The 24,126-nt window shown below is 34.9% G+C and carries 22 protein-coding genes, 1 rRNA gene and 2 pseudogenes; 15 read left to right on the top strand and 10 right to left on the bottom strand.

Annotation, left to right across the window (positions count from 1 at the left end; genetic code table 11):
- Nucleotides 1-27: 27 nt before the first annotated feature.
- The 13 genes from EZJ43_RS15185 to EZJ43_RS15125 all read left to right on the top strand — a co-directional run bounded on the left by EZJ43_RS15185 (nucleotide 28) and on the right by EZJ43_RS15125 (nucleotide 11,124).
- Complete coding sequence (locus tag EZJ43_RS15185) at nucleotides 28-1,017, top strand: aspartate-semialdehyde dehydrogenase (protein WP_133263567.1); 990 nt, start codon at nucleotides 28-30, stop codon at nucleotides 1,015-1,017.
- A gap of 221 nt (nucleotides 1,018-1,238) precedes the next feature.
- Nucleotides 1,239-2,366, top strand: a complete 1,128-nt coding sequence (locus EZJ43_RS15180; RefSeq protein ID WP_133263566.1) for an ATP-binding protein — start codon at nucleotides 1,239-1,241, stop codon at nucleotides 2,364-2,366.
- Nucleotides 2,367-2,426: 60 nt separating this feature from the next.
- Nucleotides 2,427-3,233, top strand: a complete 807-nt coding sequence (locus EZJ43_RS15175; RefSeq protein WP_133263565.1) for a leucine-rich repeat domain-containing protein — start codon at nucleotides 2,427-2,429, stop codon at nucleotides 3,231-3,233.
- Nucleotides 3,234-3,247: 14 nt separating this feature from the next.
- Nucleotides 3,248-4,294: a hypothetical protein gene (locus tag EZJ43_RS15170; protein ID WP_133263564.1), complete on the top strand. Its 1,047-nt coding sequence runs from the start codon at nucleotides 3,248-3,250 to the stop codon at nucleotides 4,292-4,294.
- A gap of 5 nt (nucleotides 4,295-4,299) precedes the next feature.
- Nucleotides 4,300-4,863, top strand: coding sequence for a LemA family protein (locus EZJ43_RS15165; RefSeq protein ID WP_133263563.1), 564 nt, complete (start codon nucleotides 4,300-4,302; stop codon nucleotides 4,861-4,863).
- Complete coding sequence (locus EZJ43_RS15160; protein WP_133263562.1) at nucleotides 4,847-5,224, top strand: hypothetical protein; 378 nt, start codon at nucleotides 4,847-4,849, stop codon at nucleotides 5,222-5,224. The genes EZJ43_RS15165 and EZJ43_RS15160 overlap by 17 nt, the downstream gene beginning before the upstream one ends.
- Nucleotides 5,221-5,496, top strand: a complete 276-nt coding sequence (locus EZJ43_RS15155) for a hypothetical protein (RefSeq protein ID WP_133263561.1) — start codon at nucleotides 5,221-5,223, stop codon at nucleotides 5,494-5,496. Before EZJ43_RS15160 ends, EZJ43_RS15155 begins: the two co-directional genes overlap by 4 nt.
- Nucleotides 5,497-5,504: 8 nt before the next feature.
- Nucleotides 5,505-6,545, top strand: a complete 1,041-nt coding sequence (locus tag EZJ43_RS15150) for a DUF2931 family protein (protein ID WP_133263560.1) — start codon at nucleotides 5,505-5,507, stop codon at nucleotides 6,543-6,545.
- Between the two features lie 20 nt (nucleotides 6,546-6,565).
- Complete coding sequence (gene dacB, locus EZJ43_RS15145) at nucleotides 6,566-7,975, top strand: D-alanyl-D-alanine carboxypeptidase/D-alanyl-D-alanine endopeptidase (RefSeq protein WP_133263559.1); 1,410 nt, start codon at nucleotides 6,566-6,568, stop codon at nucleotides 7,973-7,975.
- Nucleotides 7,976-8,045: 70 nt separating this feature from the next.
- On the top strand, nucleotides 8,046-8,714 hold the full coding sequence (locus EZJ43_RS15140) for a DUF6498-containing protein (RefSeq protein ID WP_133263558.1): 669 nt from the start codon (nucleotides 8,046-8,048) through the stop codon (nucleotides 8,712-8,714).
- A 157-nt stretch (nucleotides 8,715-8,871) separates the two neighbouring features.
- On the top strand, nucleotides 8,872-10,167 hold the full coding sequence (eno, locus tag EZJ43_RS15135; protein ID WP_133263557.1) for a phosphopyruvate hydratase: 1,296 nt from the start codon (nucleotides 8,872-8,874) through the stop codon (nucleotides 10,165-10,167).
- Nucleotides 10,168-10,426: 259 nt separating this feature from the next.
- Entirely contained in the window at nucleotides 10,427-10,726 is a 300-nt protein-coding gene (locus tag EZJ43_RS15130) for an FtsB family cell division protein (RefSeq protein WP_133263556.1), read from the top strand.
- 65 nt (nucleotides 10,727-10,791) lie between these two features.
- Nucleotides 10,792-11,124: an SdpI family protein gene (locus tag EZJ43_RS15125; RefSeq protein WP_133263555.1), complete on the top strand. Its 333-nt coding sequence runs from the start codon at nucleotides 10,792-10,794 to the stop codon at nucleotides 11,122-11,124.
- A 53-nt stretch (nucleotides 11,125-11,177) separates the two neighbouring features.
- On the opposite strand, the gene EZJ43_RS15120 is transcribed toward EZJ43_RS15125, so the two are convergent.
- Together EZJ43_RS15120 and EZJ43_RS15115 are read right to left on the bottom strand one after the other, a co-directional pair.
- The gene (locus tag EZJ43_RS15120; protein WP_133263554.1) at nucleotides 11,178-11,792 is read right to left on the bottom strand and encodes a trimeric intracellular cation channel family protein; all 615 of its coding nucleotides are present in this window, start codon (nucleotides 11,790-11,792) and stop codon (nucleotides 11,178-11,180) included.
- A gap of 6 nt (nucleotides 11,793-11,798) precedes the next feature.
- Nucleotides 11,799-13,883 (bottom strand): hypothetical protein, encoded by a 2,085-nt coding sequence (locus tag EZJ43_RS15115; RefSeq protein WP_133263553.1) that lies wholly within the window; start codon nucleotides 13,881-13,883, stop codon nucleotides 11,799-11,801.
- Nucleotides 13,884-14,108: 225 nt separating this feature from the next.
- Between EZJ43_RS15115 and EZJ43_RS15110 the strand changes: the two genes are divergently transcribed.
- Together EZJ43_RS15110 and EZJ43_RS15105 are read left to right on the top strand one after the other, a co-directional pair.
- On the top strand, nucleotides 14,109-14,645 hold the full coding sequence (locus EZJ43_RS15110; RefSeq protein ID WP_133263552.1) for a ferritin: 537 nt from the start codon (nucleotides 14,109-14,111) through the stop codon (nucleotides 14,643-14,645).
- 136 nt (nucleotides 14,646-14,781) lie between these two features.
- Complete coding sequence (locus EZJ43_RS15105; protein WP_133263551.1) at nucleotides 14,782-15,516, top strand: L,D-transpeptidase family protein; 735 nt, start codon at nucleotides 14,782-14,784, stop codon at nucleotides 15,514-15,516.
- Between the two features lie 115 nt (nucleotides 15,517-15,631).
- Here the strand turns inward: EZJ43_RS15105 and fabG are convergent, their stop codons facing one another.
- From fabG to rrf, 8 genes and pseudogenes are all read right to left on the bottom strand, one after another.
- Nucleotides 15,632-16,375 (bottom strand): 3-oxoacyl-[acyl-carrier-protein] reductase, encoded by a 744-nt coding sequence (fabG, locus tag EZJ43_RS15100; protein WP_133263550.1) that lies wholly within the window; start codon nucleotides 16,373-16,375, stop codon nucleotides 15,632-15,634.
- Nucleotides 16,376-16,434: 59 nt separating this feature from the next.
- On the bottom strand, nucleotides 16,435-16,731 hold the full coding sequence (locus EZJ43_RS15095; protein WP_243718114.1) for a GIY-YIG nuclease family protein: 297 nt from the start codon (nucleotides 16,729-16,731) through the stop codon (nucleotides 16,435-16,437).
- A gap of 119 nt (nucleotides 16,732-16,850) precedes the next feature.
- Entirely contained in the window at nucleotides 16,851-17,978 is a 1,128-nt protein-coding gene (locus tag EZJ43_RS15090; RefSeq protein ID WP_133263549.1) for an agmatine deiminase family protein, read from the bottom strand.
- Nucleotides 17,978-18,331 (bottom strand): annotated as a pseudogene (locus tag EZJ43_RS15085) (four helix bundle protein). Before EZJ43_RS15085 ends, EZJ43_RS15090 begins: the two are co-directional and overlap by 1 nt.
- Before the next feature lie 115 nt (nucleotides 18,332-18,446).
- Nucleotides 18,447-19,322, bottom strand: a complete 876-nt coding sequence (locus EZJ43_RS15080; RefSeq protein ID WP_133263548.1) for a carbon-nitrogen hydrolase — start codon at nucleotides 19,320-19,322, stop codon at nucleotides 18,447-18,449.
- A gap of 1,016 nt (nucleotides 19,323-20,338) precedes the next feature.
- On the bottom strand, nucleotides 20,339-22,318 hold the full coding sequence (locus EZJ43_RS15075; protein WP_243718113.1) for an SPFH domain-containing protein: 1,980 nt from the start codon (nucleotides 22,316-22,318) through the stop codon (nucleotides 20,339-20,341).
- 493 nt (nucleotides 22,319-22,811) lie between these two features.
- A pseudogene (locus EZJ43_RS17625) lies at nucleotides 22,812-22,931 on the bottom strand (cysteine-rich CWC family protein); the annotation flags it as partial.
- A 1,082-nt stretch (nucleotides 22,932-24,013) separates the two neighbouring features.
- A 5S ribosomal RNA gene (gene rrf / locus EZJ43_RS15065) occupies nucleotides 24,014-24,125 on the bottom strand.
- Between the last annotated feature and the right edge of the window lies 1 nt (nucleotide 24,126).

Raw genomic sequence — 24,126 nt, 5'->3', positions numbered from 1 at the left:
TAATAAATATAATAATTAAAATCTAAAATGAAAGTAGCAGTTGTAGGTGCAACAGGATTAGTTGGCACCGTAATGTTAAAAGTATTGGAGGAAAGAAATTTCCCTTTAACTGAATTGATTCCCGTAGCATCAGAAAAAAGTGTTGGTAAGGAAATTACTTTTAAGGGTAAGAAGTTTCCAATTGTTAGCATGGATACTGCCATTTCAATGAAACCTGATATCGCCCTGTTTTCTGCAGGTGGCAATACTTCATTGGAGCATGCTCCTCGTTTTAAAGAGGCTGGAACTACCGTTATCGATAATTCTTCTGCATGGAGAATGGATCCGAGTATTAAGTTAATTGTTCCGGAGGTAAATGCGCATGAGCTATCTATCGAAAATAAAATTATTGCGAACCCGAACTGTTCTACCATACAAATGGTTGTGGTTTTAAAGCCGTTGCACGATAAATATAAAATTAAACGGGTGGTTGTTTCTACTTACCAATCCGTTACGGGTACAGGCGTAAAAGCTGTTGAACAAATGATGAATGAGCGTAAAGGTATTGATGGACCAAAAGCTTACCCTTATGAAATTGATTTAAACGTTATTCCTCATATTGATTCTTTTACCGAAAGTGGCTATACAAAAGAAGAAATTAAAATGATTAAGGAAACGAACAAAATCATGAGCGATGACAATATTAAAGTTACAGCCACTACAGTTCGTATCCCGGTTATGGGCGGTCACTCAGAATCAGTTAATATCGAATTTGAAAATGATTTCGATTTAGCAGAAGTTCGCAGTATTTTGGAAAAAGCACCCGGCATTATCGTTGTTGATGATGTAGCTAACTTAAAATATCCAATGCCAAAAGATGCGCATCAAAAAGATGAGGTTTTTGTAGGTCGGATTCGTAGAGATGATTCTGCACCTAAAGCTTTAAACCTTTGGATTGTTGCTGATAACTTGCGTAAAGGCGCTGCTACAAATGCGGTACAAATTGCAGAATATTTGATTCAAAAAGAATTGGTTTAAAGAAATTCTAAGTGATAAATTTCACGTAATAAGTAATTGTACCTCTGAAAGTGATGTGTTTTCCGCATCACTTTTTTTGTGCGCTAATATTCAAATTATATATAATTTTGAGAACATAATCTCTAATTTATATATAATTTAGAGATTATAATCTACATATTACATATAGATTAGAGATTTCAATAAAAATATATTAATTTTATTTTTCGAAAAAATATAAAATGATTACTAGAACGATACAATCTCATATAGAATCAAAATTTTTTAAAGGCAAAGCAGTTGTTGTTACGGGTGCGAGACAAGTGGGGAAATCAACACTGTTAAAGCAACTAATTAAAAAAACTGAGTTGCCATACCTTTCGTTAAATTGCGACGAAGCTGAAGTACGCGCCACCTTAGAAAATGCTGGTACTGAACGTTTGAAATCTATAATCGGCAATAATAAAATTATACTTATTGATGAAGCCCAACGTGTAAAAAATATTGGCTTAACTTTAAAGCTAATTGTTGATAACATGCCCAACGTACAACTGTTGGTTACAGGATCATCTACTTTAGATTTAGCAATAGGCATAAAAGAACCTTTAACTGGCAGAAAATTTGAATACAACCTTTACCCATTTTCTATTAGTGAAATGGTACAGCACACCAACCTACTTGCCGAAGAGCAGGCTTTAGAAAAAAGATTAATTTATGGAACATATCCTGATGCCATTAATTATCCTGGAGAAGAAAAAGAACTATTGTTAAACTTAAGCGACAGCTATTTATTTAAGGATATATTATCGCTAACGGGCATACGCAAACCTTTACAGTTAGAAAAACTAGTACAGGCTTTGGCATTACAAATTGGAAATGAAATTTCGTACCAAGAATTGGGACAAATTATTGGAGCTGATAAGCAAACTGTTGAGCGCTATATTGATTTACTCGAACAGTGTTTTGTTGTTTTTAGATTGAGCGCTTACAGTAGAAACGTGCGTAACGAGATTAAAAAAAGCAAGAAAATTTATTTTTACGATACAGGTATGCGAAATGCAATAATTCAGAATTTTAGCACACTAAATTTAAGACAGGATACAGGTCAACTTTTTGAAAATTACATTATATCAGAATATATAAAAGCGAGCAATAACGACAGAAAGTTTGCAAAATATTATTTTTGGCGAAGCTTTCAACAACAGGAAATTGATTTAATTGAAGAAGTTGATGGCGATTTAAATGCTATTGAAATAAAATGGAACGAAAATAAAAAAGTAAAATTTCCTTCCACTTTTTTAGATAATTATATTGTTAAGCAAACACATATCATTAATAGAAAAAACTACAGCAGTTTCTTTTATAAATAAAAAACCGACTATTTCAAATCAACATTATCAATTTTTTTTAATCAACGTAAATAACAACTTATGCAATTAGCCATTCTTCTATCTACAGTAACACCTGCCGGATATTTATTTGCTGGAACGATTGCATTTTCAATTTTTTTAGCGTTTAAATGGCTAAAGAAAGACCCTGAAAGCAAACCTGGTTGTTTATCAATAGGTATAGTAGCTTTAGTAATCAGCTTTGTACTCTTGTTTCCGGTAATGATCAGTTTTCAATACTTTGAGGATGGTAATGCTACTATAAAAATGGCAATTGGTGCAATATGGTTGATCATTTTCTCAACGGCTTTTTACATCGTAGTAAGCAAAAATACCAAATTGCTATGGAGTATAGGCAAGATTATTCTATCTGCTATTTTTGGAAGTTTATTTTTAATTTTAGTAGGCGGAATGGCTTACTTTGTATATTTGAGATTGTTCACTCACGAGAAAGATGACGCACCAGTTTGGGCCGTATTTTTATGTATATTTTTTCTCGCAGTGATAGTTTTAGCAAGTTTGGGCATTATGATGAAAAATAAAACGCCGAGTGTTGATGAAATGAAAGAATTCAAAAACCTAAAAACAGCGAATAAAACACCAGAGCTAGTTTATATTTTGAATCTCTCAAACCAAAATTTAGAACGGTTTCCAATAGATATTTTAAAATTTAATAACTTAAAATTTTTAGATTTGAACAATAATAACCTAACTGAGTTGCCTTTAGAAGTTAGAAAAATGAATGCTTTAAATACTATAAAACTATCTAACAATCCAATTTCCGATCAACAAAGGGCTAAAATTAGAAAGATGCTTTCTCCAGAAATTGAGATAATTTTCCGTTCTTAAAGAAAACATAATATATGAATGAGTTTTTTGAATTCTTTAATAGTGTGCAGATAGATTACATTGTTTTAGTGTTTCTGATGTTTTTTGGCTGTGGTGCAGCCATTTTCCATACCTTAATTATTACTGGATTATTCAATGTCAATTTACATCCGAAATGGATATTTTTCGCCATAAACCCAGTAATAGTTGGTTTGTCTTTTTTGTATAAACCTGGTTACGCCTTACTTGCAATCGCCTTCTTTTTTGCTTCTATTCTTGTGTTGATGATTAGTGGAATGATTTATTCGTCCATTAAAAGTGTTAAAGAAACTAATAAAGAAAACGATAAATTAGATAAAAAATACAACCGACCAAAAACTACAACATTAAATAAAATTTTAGGCGCAATTGGGGCTTTAGTATTTTTAGCGCTTTTTATTTTACTCATCTTTTCAGGCACTTGGGCGCTTTTATTTGTAATTGTTCCAATAATTTTAATTATTAAAAGAATATTCTTTCCTTCAAATAAAAGTAACTTTTACAAATTGCAGGAAGTACTGCCTACCTCAAAAGCCAATGCCGTTGCAATGGGTGTGGTAGAATTAATTGGCGATTTAGTTGCATTAGAATTGCTGATTTCGCCACACTTTAAAGAGCCCTGTATTGGTTATTTATTTACAATTGAAGAAGAAAGTACCGACAAAGATGGGAAATCCAGCTACCGAACAATTTTTACGGAATGTAAAACAAATACCTTCAAAATTAAAGACGAAACCGGAAGTGTAATGGTTGAAGGTGAAGGATTGGAATACTACATCACCAATATAGATAAACAAGTACAATCTGGAAGAAAACGTTATTCAGAAACCTATCTTAAAAACGATGATTATTTATTCTTAATCGGTAACGCCACCTCCAACAATGGCGAAACGCTAATTAAGAAAGACAGCACTCAGAAAGTATTCGGTGTTGCCATTCCGCGAGAAGTAGCCTTACGAAATAAATTTCAACCTTTACTTATTTCGTTTTTAACCACATTATTTTTCATTACCTTAACCATCATTTACATCATTTTAAATTAAAGAATATGAGCGCACAAAATATTGCATTAATTATTGGCGTGTTGCTAATACTGATTTTTTCAAGCTATTTTATCGGTATATACAATAAGCTAGTAATGCTAAAAAATAATGTGGAGAAGGCATTTATGAATATTGATGTGATATTGATGCAACGTGCGGCTGAAATTCCAGAATTGGTTAAAATTGCCAGTAAGTTTATGGAACATGAAACAACTTTGTTAACCAAACTTACCAATTTGAGAACTGATTTTTTAAACGCAAAATCGATTAATGACAAAGTAGAAAACTCAATGGAATTCTCGAGCGCTATGAAATCGCTTTTTGCAGTTTCCGAAAACTATCCTGCGCTTTTATCAAACAATAATTTCCTCGAACTTCAGAAAAGAGTTTCTCAAATGGAAGATAAAATTGCAGATCGAAGAGAATTTTTTAACGACAGCGTAAATCTTTATAACATCGGCATACAGGAGTTTCCAGCGGTGCTTTTCTCGAAGATATTAGGTTATAAATCTAAATCATTATTTATCGTTTCACCAGAAGACAAGGCATACAATGGCGTTCAACTTTGAGCAATTTTTCGGTTACGAAAGCCAAATCAACCAAAACCCAGATTTAGTGCTTATTTATGGTTTTGCAACAATTGTTTTCGGCATTTTAGGGATAATCTTAATCTCATTTGTATTGAGAAAAATAGGTTTAACAATTGTAATCAGCAACTTGTTAAATCCAATAATACTCTCACTTTTAATATGTGCCGCAATTGCTGTACCGCCTACCATTTTATTCAAACTTTTGACAAACGACCTATCTGGCGTAAAACTTATTTATATTTGGATTAGCATATTAATTGGCATTCATATTTTCACTTTTTTAAATTATGCAATGATAAAGAAATGGTTCTACAGCTTTGATAAAAGTCAAAAATTATGAAAATTGCCATAACCTGCATCCTGCTGATTTGCATCGCATTCGGGATTTTTATTTACTGTAACCATCCCGAAAATGAATGGTTAAACGATAACCTTTTAGCAGTTCCTGTCATAATTGAAGCTTTATTGCTCTTCATTGTATTTTATGCTAGAGACGAAAAAACTTATAGAAAGGTTTTCGTTATACTGCTGATTATTTGGAGTGTCGTTTTCGTTTTAGCAATTGTTGCTTCATTTTTCATCTACGGCATGAGGGGTGCCTTCTCACACTAAATTAGCCAATGTTTAAAAATAGAGCGCACGTTATTAACTTAATTCTTGGGATAATATTAATTGCTGTTATCATCGCAAACGTAAATACTGTGATAAATTATCGCAGTAGCGATCGTTTTGAATGGTCGCACGGAGTTTACACAACGCAAGGCAACACTGTGCAGGTTGCCGATTGCAACTTTAACTTTGATAAAAACAGCTACGGATACGCAATAAGTAGAACCCGAATTTTAAATAATGGAAGAGAAGACATTAATTTTGCAGAAAAAGGTGTAGAAAATAAGTTTTATCCCAACCAACTATATATTTGTTGGTACTCTTATACCGAGAAAAAATTCTACGAAGGAAATTTCGACCTACCTTATAACCAAATAAATAGAATTGCCGAACAGTTGCGTAAAACGACCAACGCTTATGATCTCACTTACGCGAGAGCAAATCCAAACAAAATTGACTTAAATTTTATTGCAGAAGTGCGCCCAAAAGGTGAAGTTGCAGTTTATATAAGTGACCTGCAAAAATATATCGAGATTGGAAAATATAAAGCAAAATCAGTACAGAAAACTATTGAGATTTTTGAAGATTCAAACGGTGCAATCGGCAAAACAGACCCACCAAATGTTGCAATTAAAACCGCGTTAGTGATGGAAAGATATCCCTACACTATTCAAACTCATTTTCCTGCAAACCTAAAATTACGTGGGCTTTCGGTAGATCCCTACAACCAAAACAACTGGAAACTCGAAAAGAATAAATTGAATACTTTCCCTCAGTTAATAAATATACCGCAAAGTGTAGGTGTAACTTGGGGTACAGACTTAAAGGAATATTATGTAGAATATTATTTTCAGGCTGAAGAAATTTTGGCTGCTTTCAGATCTTTAAATGCACTTTCCAATTCGTCTGACATTAAGTTGATGTTCGATGTAAATGAAAAAAATGATAAAGTGTTAGTAAGTTTACAACGAGGAAACAAATCTATAAAGCTTAATTATGCTTACGATGAACTTGACATCAGTGATCGCATACCTCAAAAAGATGATGAGTAAAATATTAAAATTAGCAGACCATGATTTTCAAAAAACTTCCAATTCTTTTACTTTTACTTCTAAATACCGCCTCATTCTCTCAAACTAAAATCCAAAACCTCGAAAAAGCATATAATACCTTTTTAAACGACGAGCAAACAAAACACGCGGTTTCATCGCTCTGCGTTTTAGATGCAAATACCGGAAAAATACTTTTTGCTAAAAATGAGGAAATTGGACTGGCTACGGCTTCTACTTTAAAGGTAATTACCGCAGCTACCGCTTTTAGTATTTTGGGTAAAGATTTTCAGTATCAAACCACCTTATCGTACACAGGAAATATAACTTCAGATGGTACGCTAAATGGAAATATTATCATTACCGGTAGTGGCGATCCAACTTTGGGTTCATCCAGATATCAAAACAAAGAAAATGTTGTACTTTCACAATGGGCAACAGCAATAAAGGCTGCCGGAATTAAGAAAATTGAAGGTTCGATTATTGGCGATGACCGTATTTTCGGCACACAAACCACACCCGAAGGCTGGGTTTGGCAAGATATAGGCAATTATTATGGTGCCGGAACATCAGGATTAACTTGGCGCGAAAATCAGTTTGATGTAACGCTAAAACCCGGCAATAGAATTGGGGACGATGTTAAACTTATTAAAACCATCCCACAAACTAGCTATATTCAATTGATAAATGAGCTAAAAACAGGTGCAGAAGGGAGTGGCGACCGTGCTTATGCGTTTATGCCTCCATATAGTAATATTGGTTACCTCCGCGGTACATGGGGAATAGGAATTTCAAAAAATGGCATTGCTGTATCTACGCCAGACCCAGCGTTTGATTGCGCATTTCGACTGCAAGATACTTTAAAAAGTTTAGGGATTTTGATAAGCAATCCACCTACAACAACCAGATTAATGGCTGTAAATAATCAAAATATTCCAAAAGAGATGATAAAGCTGAGTACCGTTACTTCGCCCAATTTGAGTGAAATGGTGTATTGGTTTTTAAAGAAAAGTATAAATTTATACGGAGAAACTTTATTAAAAACCATTGCATTAAAGGCAGGAAAAGATGCCACGACCGCAAAAGGTGCAGAAACTGTAATAGATTTTTGGTCGAATAAAGGCATAGATAAAACAGCTTTAAACATCATCGATGGCAGCGGACTTTCGCCAGGAAATAGAGTAACTACGCTTGCAATGGCGAATATTCTATTTCGAGCACAAAAAGAAAGCTGGTTTGCTGATTACTACAAGGCATTTCCAGAATATAACGGCATGAAGATTAAGAGCGGTACCATAAACGATGTTTCTGCATTTGCCGGCTACAATACCGCTAACGATGGAAGTAAATATATTGTGGTTATTAATGTTAATAATTATAACGGCAACGGTATTAACAAAAAATTATTTAAGGTGTTAGATGCGTTGAAATAATTAGATTAAATTTTAAGGATAAAAAGCGATTGGTAATGTTTAAATTTAAGTTTATAATTGCGCTCCAAAAATGAAAGCTACGCGTTTAACCAACCTCATATCCATATTAATATTTACGGGATATTCCCTTTTTATCGTCCTCAGCGGAGAAGCCAATCTATTTTTTATCATCTATTTATACTTTTTAGATGAGGTAATTAAAAATATATTCCTCACGATAAAATCAATTCGTTTAAAAGCTTTGAGCCAAGGTATGCAAGCGGTAAATAATGCGCTAAAAACAAGGTTTTTTATGCTCTTTATTTATTCTGTTTTCATCATATTTGTTTTCGGTCTTTTTTATGGATTGACAAATTCGACAAGAGAAGAATTTATTCGAAACGTGATGATTTTTAAGTTTAGAGATCTTTATTTTAACATTTCTATATCAATTATCGTTGTTCGCGAATGCATAAACTTGTTCATTGATTTTAAAAATGCGAAACAAGATAATAATTTCCAACTCGAGGGCATGAATAATGGAATGATGGTTCTGCACTTATCAATTTTGTTTGGAGCGGTGATATGGTTTTTAACTAGCGGAAAATTCGAATATTTCCATCTTTCGTTCGGTGCTTATGACAGAGTTGCCATCATTTTTCCATTCTTACTCATTAAATTTTTGTTTGATTTAAATTCAATATTAAGACAGAGAAGAGCTAACATAATTTCCATTGACGTAAAAGGAAAAAACGGTTAATATGGCTTACAACATTTTGTTGCGATGTAAGTAACTCACCTAAAATTAACACTTTAAACGTTTTATTTATTTAAAAAATATGCTAACTTTGAGACTGCGCTTAGTAATTGTACTTTTTACACTAAGCGTATTAAAAATTTAATAAAAATAAAATAAAATGAGCATAATTGTTAATGTCCATGCCAGACAAATTCTTGATTCGAGAGGCAACCCAACATTAGAAGTAGAAGTAGTAACAGAAGCTGGTGCTTTTGGGCGTGCAGCGGTACCGAGTGGTGCATCTACTGGTGAACATGAAGCTGTAGAATTACGCGATGGCGATAAATCTACCTATTTAGGTAAAGGTGTTTTAAAAGCTATAGAAAATGTAAATACTAAACTTGCCGATGCATTAAGAGGTATTGATGTTTTTGAACAAAATACAATTGACCATTTAATGTTAAGCCTTGATGGTACCGAAAACAAAGGTAATTTAGGTGCTAATGCTATTTTGGGTGTTTCTTTAGCCGTTGCTAAGGCAGCAGCTGATGAGATTGGTCAGCCATTATACCGCTACATTGGTGGTGTTAATGCCAATACTTTGCCAATTCCAATGATGAATATCATCAATGGCGGTTCGCATTCTGATGCACCTATCGCATTCCAAGAGTTTATGATTATGCCAGTTGGCGCACCGTCATTCTCAGAAGCTTTACGTTGGGGAACTGAAATTTTCCATACTTTAAAAGGTATTCTTCATGATAGAGGCTTAACCACAACCGTTGGTGATGAAGGTGGCTTTGCTCCTACTTTTGATGGTACAGAAGATGCGATTGAGACCGTATTAAAAGCGATTGAAAAAGCAGGTTACAAACCAGGTGCTGATGTTTATTTAGCTTTGGATTGTGCAGCAGCTGAGTTTTACAAAGATGGCAAATACGATTATAGAAAATTTGAAGGCGATAAAGGCGCAGTTCGCACTAGCGAGGAGCAAGCACAATATTTAGCCGATCTTTCTGCAAAATATCCAATTATTTCTATCGAAGATGGTATGGACGAAAATGACTGGGCTGGCTGGAAATTACTAACTGATAAAGTTGGAGATAAAATTCAGTTGGTTGGTGATGATTTATTCGTAACCAATGTTACTCGTTTACAACGTGGTATTGATGAACACATCGCAAACTCAATTTTGGTAAAAGTGAATCAAATTGGTTCTTTAACGGAAACAATCAATGCAGTTTCTTTAGCGCAAACTAACGGATATACTACTGTAATGAGTCACCGTTCTGGCGAAACTGAAGATGTAACCATTGCTGATTTAGCTGTTGCGTTAAACTGCGGACAAATTAAAACAGGTTCTGCATCACGTTCTGATAGAATTGCAAAATACAATCAATTATTACGTATTGAAGAAGAATTAGGAGAGAATGCTCGTTTCATTGGTAAAAACTTTAAATACGCTAAGAAATAAACTAGCCCAACGCCAACCCCTAAATCCCCTAAAGGGGACTTCCATAAAAGGCCAAAAAAACCTGATTAGGCGTGCAAGGTAAGTCAGTTGAAAAACTTAATTTCAAAAACATCCGAAGATGTAAAATCTTCGGATGTTTTTGTTTAAATTTACCGTCATTGTGATGCACGAAGCAATCCTAATGCATTGATTTTATTAAACTTAACTATAGTGATAAGATTGCTTCGTGCCTCGCAATGACGATTTTTCGATATAAAAAATGAAAAAGTTAATAGATCTTTTCCGGAATAAATATTTTATAGCAACAGTTGCTTTTGTGATGTGGATGCTATTTTTCGATAAGAACGATATGATGTCGCAGTACGAATACCGCAGTCAGGCTAATAAATTACAAGAAGAAAAAGAATATTTTGAAAGTGAAACCGCACAAGTTAAAAAGGATTTAGGCGAACTTAACTCAAATTTAAATACCGCTGAAAAATTCGCCCGCGAAAAATACTTCATGAAAAAGGATAACGAAGATCTTTATGTTATTATTCACGAAGAAAAAAAGGATTAAACAGCGTTTGGAAGATTAATTTCATGTTATCGTTTTAAAATATAGAAATCTAAAACAGTTTAAAAATGACTACAATAATAAACACTTGGACGATTGGTGGCGTGTTGACGCTTTTTTGGGGATTGTTAATGGTAATTTTTCCACCAAATTTTAGCAATAATTTTTTTGGCATTAAAACAAAATGGACTACAAAGAACTTAAATACTTGGATCTACGGACAAAAAGTATTTTCTTTCATTCTGATCCTATTAGGCCTACTATTTACAATTACTAGTCTAACCGTTATTGGCGCTAATACAACAACTTTTATAAGTGTACTTTTTTTAGTTTTTTCATGGCAGGTATCAAAGTTTGTTGGGCATAAAATTATTGCTGGCAAATTTCCAGAGCTAAATTAAGTCATTATTTTACAACAACAATCCTATTTTATTCACTTAGTAATCCACGAAAACTAAAAATTAAATTTCGGAAGCGAGAGTTTATATTTCACCACTACAATTCTTAATGCAAAAATAAAAGTAATTGCAAATACCTTTGCAAATACACTTTCTACATTCAGCGCCAAGAGTAAAAAATAAAGCATTCCACCTAAAATACAAGCTGTTGCATATATTTCTTTTCTAAAAATTAACGGAATTCTGTTTAATAGTGTATCTCTAATAACACCCCCAAAACACCCAGTAATGGTGCCCAATACAATGCACATGCTCGGGTTCAACCCAAATGCAAGTCCTTTAAGTAAGCCCAACATGGTAAAAAACCCCAAGCCCAAGCTATCAAAAAGAAATAATGTGATTCTTAGCTTTTTAACCTGAGTTTTAAAAAACATCGCAATTAACGCAGTTACTAAAATAATGGCACAAATTTGCGTATCGCGCATCCAAGCAACGGGTGTATCGCCAATTAATAAGTCGCGTACCGTACCACCACCAATAGATGTTACAAAAGCAATTATTAAGACACCAAACGGATCTAATCTACGCTGCATAGCGGTAAAAGTTCCCGAAATGGAAAAGGCAATCGTCCCTAAAATCTCTATTACCTCTGAAGTATTAAAATTGACCATAGCTTACTAGATTTCCCCATTTCTTTTCCGTAAAAACCACTCTACAGTTACTAAACCTAATATCAAACCAAATAACCATTTCATATTAATCAGCTCATCATACTTCCGGTCTTCGTAACTGATGGTTTTTATATTATCATTTTTGAGAATTTCATCTGCGATTTTCAACAAATCTATTGGCATAAATAGTTTACCATTTGTTTGCTTTGAAAGCGCATTAAGCAATTGATGATTTGCGGTGGTTTGTTGGTATTCGGCAATTAATGCGCTAACATAAAACCTACCCGATGAAGTAAATTTCTTATTTCCAAACACAGTATTAGCTTCGAACGAATAATTTCCGGCAGGCAATGTTCCAGCATCTAATTGGTAGGCATTTTCAGTCTTGGCAAATGTAAAGTTATAAATTTTTCCAGTCTCATTTTTTATGGAGAGCTGTACTTCTGGATCATTTACAGGTTCATAACTATCATTGTAAAGTGTTCCATTAAACTGAATAGTCTCGCTTTCATCAAAAGCAGATTTCGAAGCCGTAACCTTAAATTTTCGCTTATCATCCTTTACCGATAAATATTGAACAGTTTTAGAAATCAAATCATTTAAACTTGATTCCGCAACATTATTTTTTGCTTCGGATAACTTCCAACGCCATAAACCTTCTCCCATTAAATAACCTGCTTTTAAACCATTTTCATTGGTAAAAAACAATAATGGTTGTTGCGTACTTAATTTTCCGATGCGTTGGTTAAAAATAGGAGAAGCCGTTGTACTTACAGTCAATTTTCCGAAGGGAGCAAGTAACGGATCAAATGTAGAAAATACTTTTTTGTCTGCTTCGGTAAAGCTAAAGGCCGTAAAACCATTTGCAAAATCAGGATAAACTTCCTGTAAAGAACCATTTGCACTGCTTATATTAACCTCTTTTTGGATTTTATTGAAATCATTTATCGCGCTTTGCGCCCCCAGAATATACCAAATTGGCTTTTTTAACATCTTTAATTTCTCTAAAAATTTACTTGAAATATTTTGCGCATCTGGCAATTGATAGAGTATAATCAAATCGAATTTAGCCGGATCGATGGTATTCAAATCATCGGCTAATGCCAATTTTGCTTCATAATGTTTATTTAAGGAAATCGCTTCGGTTAAAACACCTAAATCGGGATGAGCAGAACTGGCAGCCAATAATACTTTTTGTCGCCCATCAATAACCTCAACATAAAAAGTTTGGGTATTATTTTTAGTGGTAATTTCGTTTGGCAAAGCACTTAAGGATACAGTATATTTTTGCATTCCAACTTTACTTGCACGCAACTTAACCGGAATTGTTTTCGTGAATGTATTGCTGTTTATAGATACATTTTGCTGATCCACTTTTACACCATTTTGATAAGTGATCAAATTCGTATTTTCAGAATTACTTTGATAGGCTTGAACCTGCACTTCTACAGTAAAATTATCCTCCAAATAAACAATATTGTTATAATTTGCATTTGAGATTAAAACATCTCTTTTCGGAATACTATCGCCCAAAGCAACAGTATAAATTGGAGCATTAATTTGGTTGATGTTGTATAGTGGATTTCCTCCGCGATTAAAAATACCATCTGTGGCCAATACAATTGCACCAATATTTCTATTGACGTACTCATCTTTAATTTTTTGAAAAAATGCAGATGCATCCGTTAGTTTACCTTGATTTTTAAAATCCAACCCATCGGTAATTTTATCCGAAAAACTATACGTTTTAACTTCAAACTTACCTGATAACTTATCCGTTAGCGCCTTAATATTTCGCTCGTAAAATTTTTGATCAAATCCTGCTGGCTTTACATTCGCAATGGAGAGCGAGTTATCTTGACCAATTATGATAATCGGTTTATCCAGGGTATAATTGATTGTTTTAATTAATGGCGCAAACAAAAGCCAAGAAATTGCAGTTACCGCAACAACTCTTAATAAAACAAGTGAGTATCGAAGTTTCTGATTTAAATTGACATTTTTTCTATACAGCAACCAAGCATTTAGCACACCGAGTGCAACACAGCCAACAAATGAGAAAATAAGGTTACCAGAAAGAAAACTGCTCATAATTTATAAAGATGACAATTTTGAAATGATTTTAAAGTAACAATGAGTTTTTGATGAATAAAATTGTGTTTAAGAAACAACTAAGCGATTTGAGTTGTTATATAATTGTATTTAGTTGTAATAGAACAGGCGTTATTTATTGATTACTTAAATACGCTAAAGAACGATTACCATCAAATAGTGAAAATAAAATTATCGAATTTAAAGAACAAATAAATTATGAAAATGAAAAGAATTTCGGACGAAATGGAAAGGTTGTTAAACACCCAAATGACTACAGAGGCGTACCAAGCCCAAGTATATTTATCGTATGCCTCCTGGGCAGAGGTAAATAGTTTTGCTGGTATTGCGAAATTTCTTTACGGCCACATGAACGAGGAACGCGAACACATGTTCAAAATTTTGAAATACATTAATGATCGTGGTGGAGAAGCTAAAATTGAAGCCATAAAAGCACCACCGGCTAACCCAGCAAATATCGGCGATTGCTTGAATAAAATTCTGCAACAAGAGATCGAAAATTCAACGAAAATTGATGAAATTGTTAACTTTGCTTTAGCAGAAAAAGATTGGGCTACTTTTAACTTCGGACAATGGTTTGTAAAAGAACAGATTGAAGAGGAAGCGCTAATTAATGAAGTTATTGATAAATATAATCTAGCTTCGACAGTAACAGAAGGCAATAGAAGTCTTTATGAGATGGATAGAGACATGGCTGGACATTCTCAAGAAGGCACTCTACCTCAAGAAGAGGAAATTTAGTATTTTAAAAATTAGGTTTAATTTAAGAGAAGAATTAAACCTAATTTTTTCTAAAAAATTTTGATTTTGCTTTTCTAAAAGATAATTAAGAACATTGTTTGTGGTTAAATTCATAAATTTAGCAAAATCTAAAGCAATGAAATCAACGTTTCTTACTCTTTTACTTTCTATAAGCATAATGGTAAATGCACAAACTAATTTTAAAGCAACTCAAATTAAGTTTGATCGGGTAAATAAAGCTTACAAAGAGAAATGGGCTTTGCTCCAGCAAGAATTGAAAGATAAAAAATATGATAGAAATTTCTCTATAATTATAAATGCTTACAAACAAGAAGGCAAGTTAGAAGTTTGGTTAAAAAGTGATTTACAAAAAACATTTTCTTTATTTAAAACCTATAATTTTTGTGCACATTCTGGCACTTTAGGTCCAAAAATATTAGATGGAGATGGACAAACACCCGAGGGATTTTATTATATAAGCGTTTTTAACCCGATGAGTAATTTCCATTTATCACTGGGTATTAATTACCCTAATGCGGTTGATTTAATTAGAACAGGCAGTGGTAGAAAACCTGGTGGCGATATTTATATCCATGGAAACTGTGTAACCATAGGATGCATTCCGCTAACTGATGATAAAATTAACGAAGTTTATATTCTTGCTGTTGAGGCTCGTAATTCGGGTCAAAATAAAATTCCAGTTAACATCTATCCTTTTAAAATGACTAATGAAAATTGTAAAAAATATTCAATCCAATTTCCAAATCAATTGAGCTTTTGGAAGACCTTACAACCCGCTTATCTCTCTTTTGAAAAAAATAAGACTTTACCAAACATTACCCAGGTTAAAGGCAATTATATTTTAAGGTAAAAGGTGTAAGGTTTAGGGTTAAAAGGTTAAATCAGCCTCACGTCTTTTATTGAATTTATTATACTATGGAAAAGAAACCCTCCACCCTAAACCACTAAACCCTAAACCTTTTTTTTTAAAGCATTCCGCCACAAACTGAAAGCGTTTGTCCGGTTACATAAGCGCTCATATCTGATGCTAAAAACACACAAACATTAGCAATATCTTCTGTTTCGCCAGCACGTTTAAGTGGAATATCTTTTTCCCACCCTGCAACAACTGCCGGATCTAAAACATCAGTCATTTCAGTACGAATAAAACCTGGAGCTACAACATTTGCACGAATATTTCTCGAACCTAATTCTTTAGCTACAGATTTTGTAAAACCAATAATTCCTGCTTTAGAAGCTGCATAGTTTGCTTGTCCGGCATTACCCGTTACGCCAACAACCGAACTCATATTAATAAAAACACCTTTGCGAGCTTTCATCATCGTTTTTGAGGCAGCTTTTGTAATATTGAAGACTGATTTCAAGTTCACATTAATTACATCATCCCAATTTTCTTCGCTCATGCGCATTAGCAAACCATCTTTAGTTATACCAGCATTATTAACAACGATATCTAAAGAACCGAAATCTGCCACTACATCCGCTATTAATTGCTCAGCTTGGTCAAATTTAGAGGCATCAGAACGGTAACCCTTTACCTTAGTACCGAAACTTTGCAATTCTTGCTCTAACGCTTCACCCTTTTCTATCGATGATAAATAGGTAAATGCAACATTAGCGCCATGTTCAGCAAATTTTTCTGCTATTTTACGACCTATTCCTTTTGATGCACCCGTAATAAGTGCTGTTTTTCCTTCTAGTAGTTTCATTTTTAATTTTTTATTGCTGTCAGTCTGAGCCTGTCGAAGACCAAAGATATATCAATTTTTTATTTCTTGAAGTTTGACAATCTTAAAATCTCATTCCAATCTTCTTTAAACAAAGCCTCCTTTTTTAGTCTATTCCAACCTTTAATTTGTTTTTCAAATGCAATTGCTTGCTCAATCTGCTCAAAGCGCATAAAATATTTCAAAATTAGCGGTCGACGGCTGTAAGTGTATGCATTGACATCCTTACCACTATTATGCTGTTCAATTCTCACATCTAAATCATTTGTTACACCGGTATAATAGCTTTTATCTGCACATTCTAAAATATAAACAAAGTAATTATGAATATTTGGCATAATTTGTTATTTCGAAATCTGAATTTAGAAATAAATATTCACAAATCAAATCTTAAGTAATTTTTGTAAAATAACAAATAGGCCCTCGGCAAGATCAGGATGACAATTCGTCTATCAAATTATACTGACGGCTCCTGCTGGCTCAAACAATGAAAACTGCCCAATCCCCATATAATATCTACCGAATTAATACCAACCACTTTTCTATCTGGGAAGCATTCTTGAATAATATCTAAAGCTTTTTGATCGTTTACATCATCAAAAATTGGAACAATTACCGCTGCATTTGCAATGTAAAAATTGGCATAAGACGCTGGCAAACGAGTATCTTCATGAATCACAGGCGAAGGCATTGGCAATTCAACAATATTCAACCGTCGGCCGTTATGTAATTTCATTGCTCTTAAAGCTTGCAAATTCTCTTGTAATAGCAAATAGTTTTCATCAAACGGGTTGCTCTCTACAACCGTTAAAACGGTATCTTCATTTACAAAACGGGTAATATCATCAATGTGTCCGTCGGTGTCATCACCAACAATTCCATCACCTAGCCATAAAACCTGTTCTTGGCCGTAAAATTCTTTTAGATAAGTTTCTATTTGTTCTTTAGATAAATGCGGATTACGGTTTTTGTTAAGTAAACAAGCTGTGGTTGTTAATATTGTTCCAGCACCATTAAATTCAACCGAACCACCTTCCATTACAATATCGGGTAAAAACAACTGCAAATTAAAATGTTTTGCAATTTTGGTTGGTATTACATCATCCAAATCATACGGAGGATATTTATCTCCCCAAGCATTATAACCCCAATCTACCACAGCTTTTTCGTTGCCCTTTACCACAAATGCAGGCCCATGATCTCGGCACCAAGCATCGTTACTTTCGTTAAAGTAAAATTCAATCTGCGTTAAATCAGCATCTACTTTATCTAGTTCGGCAATTGCAAAAGCTTTCATTGCTTCATCTTTTACATTGATTCGCACTTTTTCGCCCGTTGCTACAATCTTTATAAATTCACAATATGGCTTATAGATTGTTTCCAGTTTTCCCGGCCAACTGGCCTCTTTATGTGGCCAACTTAACCAAGTTGCTTCATGTTTTGCCCATTCTGGAGGAAAGGAGAATCCGCTTTTCACGGGGGTGTTTGAAAAGTCGGAAGATGAAGGATCGGAAAGTCCGGAAGTCGGAAAGTCCGATGGATTAGAATTAGAAGTATGATGTTCAGATTTATTTTGCTCAGGCATTATTTTAATGATTTTATTAAACCGTTTATCATTACTAAAACTTCTTCACAAGCTTTATATAATTCTAAAAAGTGTTCTTCTTTTATATATTTTCTACGTTTTGCAATATGTAAACAACCTACTACTTCAACATCAGACCGTAAAGCGTATCGTAAAAATCTTACAAACTCTGCATTACTTTGTCCTGTACTTCCTTAGTCGATATTTAGTGAAATTGAATCTGCAGCTCTTTTAATTTGAGATGTTAAAACGAATTGTTCTTCTTTCGGAAAAGTCTTAGTCAATTTATCAATCTCATCAGTCAAGTCTAAAGCCTTCTGCCAAACCTTTAAATTTTCAAATTTGAAAGCCATAATTAATTAATTTAAGTTGAATGAAATATACGAATTTTCACTTCCTAATTAATGCTTAGAATTCTCTGACTCTGGGTTCTTTCTGTCTTCCCGACTTTCTGACTTTCAGACTTCTCTAATCCTCATCAATAAACCGCTTCGTAATCGGCTGGTAAGAATCAATTCTTCTATCTCTTAAAAACGGCCAATGCTTACGCATATAATCACTTTGGTTCAAATCAAGCTCAACAACCTTTGTTTCCTCTTTATCGTGCGATGCCAAATAAAGCAATTTACCTTGTGCGTTGGTGGCAAAACTTCCGCCCCAAAATTTCATTGCACCATCTTGCTCAAAACCGACGCGATTTACACTTACCACAGGTACACCATTTGCAACCGAGTGCGAACGTTGTATGGTTTGCCAAGCATTGTATTGATCCTGGTTGGTTTCTTCATCTTGCGCAGTGTCCCAACCAATTGCGGTGGGATAAAACATAATATCGGCACCCATTAGCGCAGTAATGCGCGAAGCTTCAGGATACCACTGATCCCAACAAATTAAAATACCGATTTTAGCAAATTTAGTTTGGAAAACTTTATAGCCTAAATCGCCCGGTGTAAAGTAAAATTTTTCATAAAAAGCAGGGTCATCAGGAATATGCATTTTACGATATTTACCCAAATAAGCTCCATCAGCATCTAAAACTGCGGTAGTATTGTGATAAATACCCGCTGTACGTTTTTCAAATAAAGATGCTATTATAACCACACCCAATTCTTTAGCCACAACTTGCAAAGCATCGGTAGATGGCCCAGGAATCGCTTCTGCCAAATCAAAATTATCATAATCCTCTACATCGCAAAAATATAGCGAAGTAAAAAGCTCTTGCAAGCAAACAATTTGTGCACCACCTGTCGCCGCTTCTCTAACTTTTACAATCGCTTTCTCTAAATTTTCTTGCTTATCCTTACTACAAGTCATTTGCACTAAGCCAACTTTTACTTTACTCATCGATATAAATTTGAAATACAAAATTAACAAAATTGATTAAGGATTAAGGAACAAAGATGAAAGACTAACAATATTATTATCATTGGAAAAGTATTTAGGTACCCAAATTACTGTTAGTCCCGCTGTACGCAGCATCTTTCACCCTTAAATCCCTGAAGGGGACTTGGGTAAAAGGATATCACTTCAATCCAATTGGATAATTTAGGTTTTTGCTGCTATCAGGGATTGCAAGGCTGTATAAATTTGGCTAAAGCCTATGCAATGCCCAATAATATTCAGGCAGCTAAAGCAGCCTGCAATGAAATTAGTAAGTCATCAAACATGTTTCATCGCCATTTGGCTTTAGTCGCTTCTTTCTAAAGACCTTTACATTACGCTATGGCTTTAATAATGTATTGTATAAAATATTTCATTGCCGTTTGGCTTTAGCCATTTTTATAAATGATTATTTATTTCTGTGGTGCATATCAATTAGACTAGTAAAGCGAGAAGGCTAAATTTGCAGTTTTGTCTGCTACCATTTCATTGCCGTTTGGCTTTAGCCATTTTTATAAATGATTATTTATTTCTGTGTTGCATATAAATTAGACTAGTAATGCGAAAATGCTAAATCTGCAGTTTTGTCTGCTACCATTTCATTGCCGTTTGGCTTTAGCTGTTTTTATAAATGAATATTTATTTCTGTGTTGCATATAAATTAGACTAGTGACGCGAAAAGGCTAAATCTGCAGTTTTGTCTGCTACCATTTCATTGCCGTTTGGCTTTAGCCAACGGACTTTTTATAACATATTACATAGGCTTTAGCCAAATTTATAAACTATGAGGGATTGCAATTTGCCAAGAACCACTGCCTTTGTAAATTAAACCCGATAGGATGAATGCCATTCTTCATGGCAGAAAGTATAGCGGGACTGAAATTAGCGATGAAAAACTGCCGTTCGTTTTCAAAAAAAAAGCCCACCAAAATAATTGGCAGGCTTAATTTTACTTTTCGATAAAAAGGTATTTGTCCTTCCTATTTGTTCGGCTGAGTTATAATCTCAACGGTTTTAATTTCTTCCTTACGTTTTTCAGGATCCATTAATTCCATCAATTTAAGGCCCAATAATCCATCCATTGCGTTACCGCCGTTATTTCCATTGCCACCAATTAACACATCAGGGATCAATTTCACATTGCCTTTAGATAGCTCTTCGGTAATTTTATAACGCGTAAAGTTTTCACCACCTAAAGCTTTAACGGCAAGTTCGTAAGCTTCGGCGGTAGATTTACCAATGGCTAAAATTTTACCTGCTTCGGCACTGCCAGTTAATTTAATTTGCTCAGCTTCGGCACTAGCTCTTAACTTAATGGCTTCAGAATCTGCTTGTGCTCTTGCTTTAGTCGCCTCAGCTTCTGCATGTGCACGCATTTTTATAACTTCTGCCTCTGCACCAACAGCCAACTTAACGCCTGTTGCATCACCTTCCGATTTTTTAACCGTTGCACTTGCAGTACGTTCGGCAATTTCTACACTTTGTTGTGCTTTTACAATATCTTTTTGCATATCGGCAATAGCGGTTTCTTTCTCCATCCCCTGCCTGGTTTCTTGCGCTTGTTTTTGCGTATTGTAAGTTACCTTTTGCTCTTCTGCAAGTTTACGGTCGGTTAAGGTTTTCATCAAGCTTTCTGGTGGCACAATATCGCCAATCAAAGTATCAACTGCATTAACATTATATTCATCTAGCACCTTTTTTATATGCTCTTTAGCCGATTCTTGACGTTCTTTACGTGTACTTAAAAAAGCAATTACATCACTATCTTGCGCAGAATTACGGAAATAGTTGCCAATAGTTGGCTCTAATACCTGCGAAACCAAGTTAACCATGTTACCAAAGCGAGCTATTACTTTAGGCGCTTCAGTGGTAGGAACGTGTATAATTTGCGCCACATCTAAATTAAATGGGAAACCATCCTTAGACCGTACGGTAATTGTCGATAGATTTTTATCCAAATTATGCGCCTCACTTCGGGCAGAAGCCCAGTTTAAAACTAAATTAGTGGTTGGTACCAGCTCTACCTTCATAATATATTTGTTAATTGGGTATTTACCAGGTCCGAGTGGCTCCAACCAAACACCTTTAGAACCTTTACCCACAATATTACCATGTTTAAAATCGACACCAGTTAAATCGCTGCCATCGTTCCCGATAAAAGAAATCACTACACCAACGTATCCAATTGCAATTTCCGTCATCGGGATTTCTTCCATTTGAATCGCCCACGGATTCAAATTGTAAGATCCAGCCAAAATTACTTGTGGTTGCAAACCCCTATTTCCGCCATTTTTAATGAAATTGTCGAAGTTTTGGAAATTGTTATGTCCATCAACTAGTTTACCTGCAATCTGATTGGCTTCAATCGGTAAGCCGTCCAATGTGGTTACAATACCTACCATACTTTCCTGTATCCGAATCATATCGGTTACCGAAACCTGAAACAACATCGTATTTATCCTGTAAGAACCAGAAGTAATGTAAGAAGTTTGCCTTCCACGTTGCCCACCATTATCTAAAAATTTAACAGCGTCTTGAAAATTATCAGATTCAACTCTTTGTCCCAAAATATTTCCAGTTGGAATTTCAGAACCGTCTTTCGCCATAATTAAACCAATTTTACCCTCTGGAATAATTGTAAACTGTTCCATAGTAACTGCAAATTGCCAAAACCACATACCGAAGTATAAACCTGGCGCTAAACTCTTACCTTGAAAACCAGCTTCGCCCTTAGTTGCAATAATTCTTCCATCTGGCAATTCTTTATCAGCTCCAAAAAGCACAAATTTTTTGGTAATGAGTCCAATTCTGTCTTCGGGCACAATAACCATCCCAAACAAAAAGCGTAAAATATATTTGTATAAAACTACACACATCAGTGCCACAATAACCCACCAGTAATTAAAAATGAGCGCATCCATAATCTTGTTTTTTCTATCCTTTTTACCTTGATAAACCACTTACCAAGTGTGATATTGAGGCCAAATTAAACACTAAATAATGAGATTTTACCAGTATTTCAAATATATATTTTCGTCAAATTTACTAGCCAAAACAAGCTCTAAGAGAAACTTTTAAAAAAATACCAACTGCAATTCACATTTATAAAACTCAGTTATTACACAGACCAAAAACCGCAAATTATCCATTATACGAAGAATCAAAATAATGGAAAGGCTAAAAAAGACAATATTGTTAATAACGTTGCATATTGACTACACTTTATGAAACAGGCTTTTAGATCACTACTGAAACGAGCATAAAAATATTCGCCCAAAAAAGAGCCACCGAAATTCACAGCTCTGCTAGTTCTCGTAGATTCCAAAATACTGTTCAATAAACCAAAGAAAAAGTTTCCAAAAAGTTTTGCTCAAAAAAAGGTTAAAATTTCTTCCAAAAAGCATTGCCGAAGATTTCGACACTCCAAAATGACTAAACTAGAAATACAAAGTGTTAAATACCTACATCTTCCCGATATGCTGCTTGTAGCTCGAACAAACACCTTGCACACAAACATCCATCGTACAATTCTGATATATATTGCACCTCATTAATACTCAATTGCACTGCACTACATTGGCATTTAGTGTACGCATTTGCTTTGCACTCTATAGCTGTCGCACATCTCTCGCATGCAATAACTTCGTGTTTAACCCATCCTTGAATTAACAATTGGGAGGAATTGGCTTGTGAATTATTTTCTTCAGTTTTCAATAGGAAACAAAAGTAAGGACAAAAAGTAATAACTAAGCAACAATATAGCGCTTATATAATTTCACAAGGCAAAACAAATCGCAGTATAATTAAATACACAAAACAATTACTAGATTAAATTGCCTCATTCAAAACTAAAAACAATCGAATAAAACGTTTAATATAATCCAAATCATTCGAAAAGCAGTTTCAGTTTTTCAAACGGGGGCCTGTTCCTGCTGTCCGCTTCAATCTTTTTGGGGGATTTTGTTATGGAACGAAAATCTGTATTTCCCAAAAAGGATTTCCGTTCCATCGGGTTTATGAATATAGTGCTGTGGGGGGGAAAGCCCGGGCCGGGGGCAGTGTCCCGTCAATTGAAGAACGGCCATCTGATACGGGTGCGGTACCGGGGGGAAGCGGGGAAAAAAGATTATGAACGAAAAAAACTTCCAGCGTTAGCTGAAGAATCTCTTGGTAAATACCGCTTTGGGTGTTTATGACCTGGCACCGACCGGATTTTATCCCGCAGATGCGGGACTTCCATGCCAATGCACCAGGACAGTACCACAGGGACTGGCGGGCCTAATTTGCCATTCCGGTCCCGGTGCATATCGGGAAGACAGAAGCTGACATACAAAGACGAAACCACAGGCAGTGAACTTCCATCCGGCAGTATGCAATGCAAAAAAAAGGTTGTGAACGGAAAAAACCCTCCAGCTTTAGCTGAAAGGTTTTCCGTTAACGTGCACTGCCGCATTTTAAGATTTGGCACCGACCGGATTTTATCCCGCAGATGCGGGACTTCCACGCCAATGTATCAGGACAGCCCATCGGCTCTGGCAGGCTTAACTTCTCTGTTCGGTCCCGATAGCTACCGGGAGGGAAGTACTGATAATTTTTTTGGGATTTGCAATAAAAACAAGAAAGCCCCATAACTTTCGTTACGGGGCTTCTTTAAGATTTGGCACCGACCTACTCTCCCACATGTTACTGCAGTACCATCGGCTCTGGCGGGCTTAACTTCTCTGTTCGGAATGGGAAGAGGTGGACACCGCCGATATAGGCACCTAAA

It is taken from the genome of Pedobacter changchengzhani, from assembly GCF_004354365.1.
Lineage (GTDB): Bacteria > Bacteroidota > Bacteroidia > Sphingobacteriales > Sphingobacteriaceae > Pedobacter > Pedobacter changchengzhani.
Note: the sequence above shows the minus strand (reverse complement) of the source record. Positions and strands in the feature narration are given on the sequence as shown.

What these genes read in the sequence shown, in the direction of transcription:
- EZJ43_RS15155 (WP_133263561.1), top strand. Translation starts at nt 5,221, where the DNA reads ATGAAAATTGCCATAACCTGCATCCTGCTGATTTGCATCGCATTCGGG.
- EZJ43_RS15180 (WP_133263566.1), top strand. Translation starts at nt 1,239, where the DNA reads ATGATTACTAGAACGATACAATCTCATATAGAATCAAAATTTTTTAAA.
- EZJ43_RS15165 (WP_133263563.1), top strand. Translation starts at nt 4,300, where the DNA reads ATGAGCGCACAAAATATTGCATTAATTATTGGCGTGTTGCTAATACTG.
- EZJ43_RS15150 (WP_133263560.1), top strand. Translation starts at nt 5,505, where the DNA reads ATGTTTAAAAATAGAGCGCACGTTATTAACTTAATTCTTGGGATAATA.
- EZJ43_RS15175 (WP_133263565.1), top strand. Translation starts at nt 2,427, where the DNA reads ATGCAATTAGCCATTCTTCTATCTACAGTAACACCTGCCGGATATTTA.
- fabG (WP_133263550.1), bottom strand. Translation starts at nt 16,375, where the DNA reads ATGAAACTACTAGAAGGAAAAACAGCACTTATTACGGGTGCATCAAAA.
- EZJ43_RS15185 (WP_133263567.1), top strand. Translation starts at nt 28, where the DNA reads ATGAAAGTAGCAGTTGTAGGTGCAACAGGATTAGTTGGCACCGTAATG.
- dacB (WP_133263559.1), top strand. Translation starts at nt 6,566, where the DNA reads ATGATTTTCAAAAAACTTCCAATTCTTTTACTTTTACTTCTAAATACC.
- EZJ43_RS15130 (WP_133263556.1), top strand. Translation starts at nt 10,427, where the DNA reads ATGAAAAAGTTAATAGATCTTTTCCGGAATAAATATTTTATAGCAACA.
- EZJ43_RS15090 (WP_133263549.1), bottom strand. Translation starts at nt 17,978, where the DNA reads ATGCCTGAGCAAAATAAATCTGAACATCATACTTCTAATTCTAATCCA.
- EZJ43_RS15080 (WP_133263548.1), bottom strand. Translation starts at nt 19,322, where the DNA reads ATGAGTAAAGTAAAAGTTGGCTTAGTGCAAATGACTTGTAGTAAGGAT.
- EZJ43_RS15110 (WP_133263552.1), top strand. Translation starts at nt 14,109, where the DNA reads ATGAAAAGAATTTCGGACGAAATGGAAAGGTTGTTAAACACCCAAATG.
- EZJ43_RS15140 (WP_133263558.1), top strand. Translation starts at nt 8,046, where the DNA reads ATGAAAGCTACGCGTTTAACCAACCTCATATCCATATTAATATTTACG.
- EZJ43_RS15105 (WP_133263551.1), top strand. Translation starts at nt 14,782, where the DNA reads ATGAAATCAACGTTTCTTACTCTTTTACTTTCTATAAGCATAATGGTA.
- EZJ43_RS15095 (WP_243718114.1), bottom strand. Translation starts at nt 16,731, where the DNA reads ATGCCAAATATTCATAATTACTTTGTTTATATTTTAGAATGTGCAGAT.
- EZJ43_RS15125 (WP_133263555.1), top strand. Translation starts at nt 10,792, where the DNA reads ATGACTACAATAATAAACACTTGGACGATTGGTGGCGTGTTGACGCTT.
- EZJ43_RS15170 (WP_133263564.1), top strand. Translation starts at nt 3,248, where the DNA reads ATGAATGAGTTTTTTGAATTCTTTAATAGTGTGCAGATAGATTACATT.
- EZJ43_RS15160 (WP_133263562.1), top strand. Translation starts at nt 4,847, where the DNA reads ATGGCGTTCAACTTTGAGCAATTTTTCGGTTACGAAAGCCAAATCAAC.
- EZJ43_RS15120 (WP_133263554.1), bottom strand. Translation starts at nt 11,792, where the DNA reads ATGGTCAATTTTAATACTTCAGAGGTAATAGAGATTTTAGGGACGATT.
- eno (WP_133263557.1), top strand. Translation starts at nt 8,872, where the DNA reads ATGAGCATAATTGTTAATGTCCATGCCAGACAAATTCTTGATTCGAGA.
- EZJ43_RS15115 (WP_133263553.1), bottom strand. Translation starts at nt 13,883, where the DNA reads ATGAGCAGTTTTCTTTCTGGTAACCTTATTTTCTCATTTGTTGGCTGT.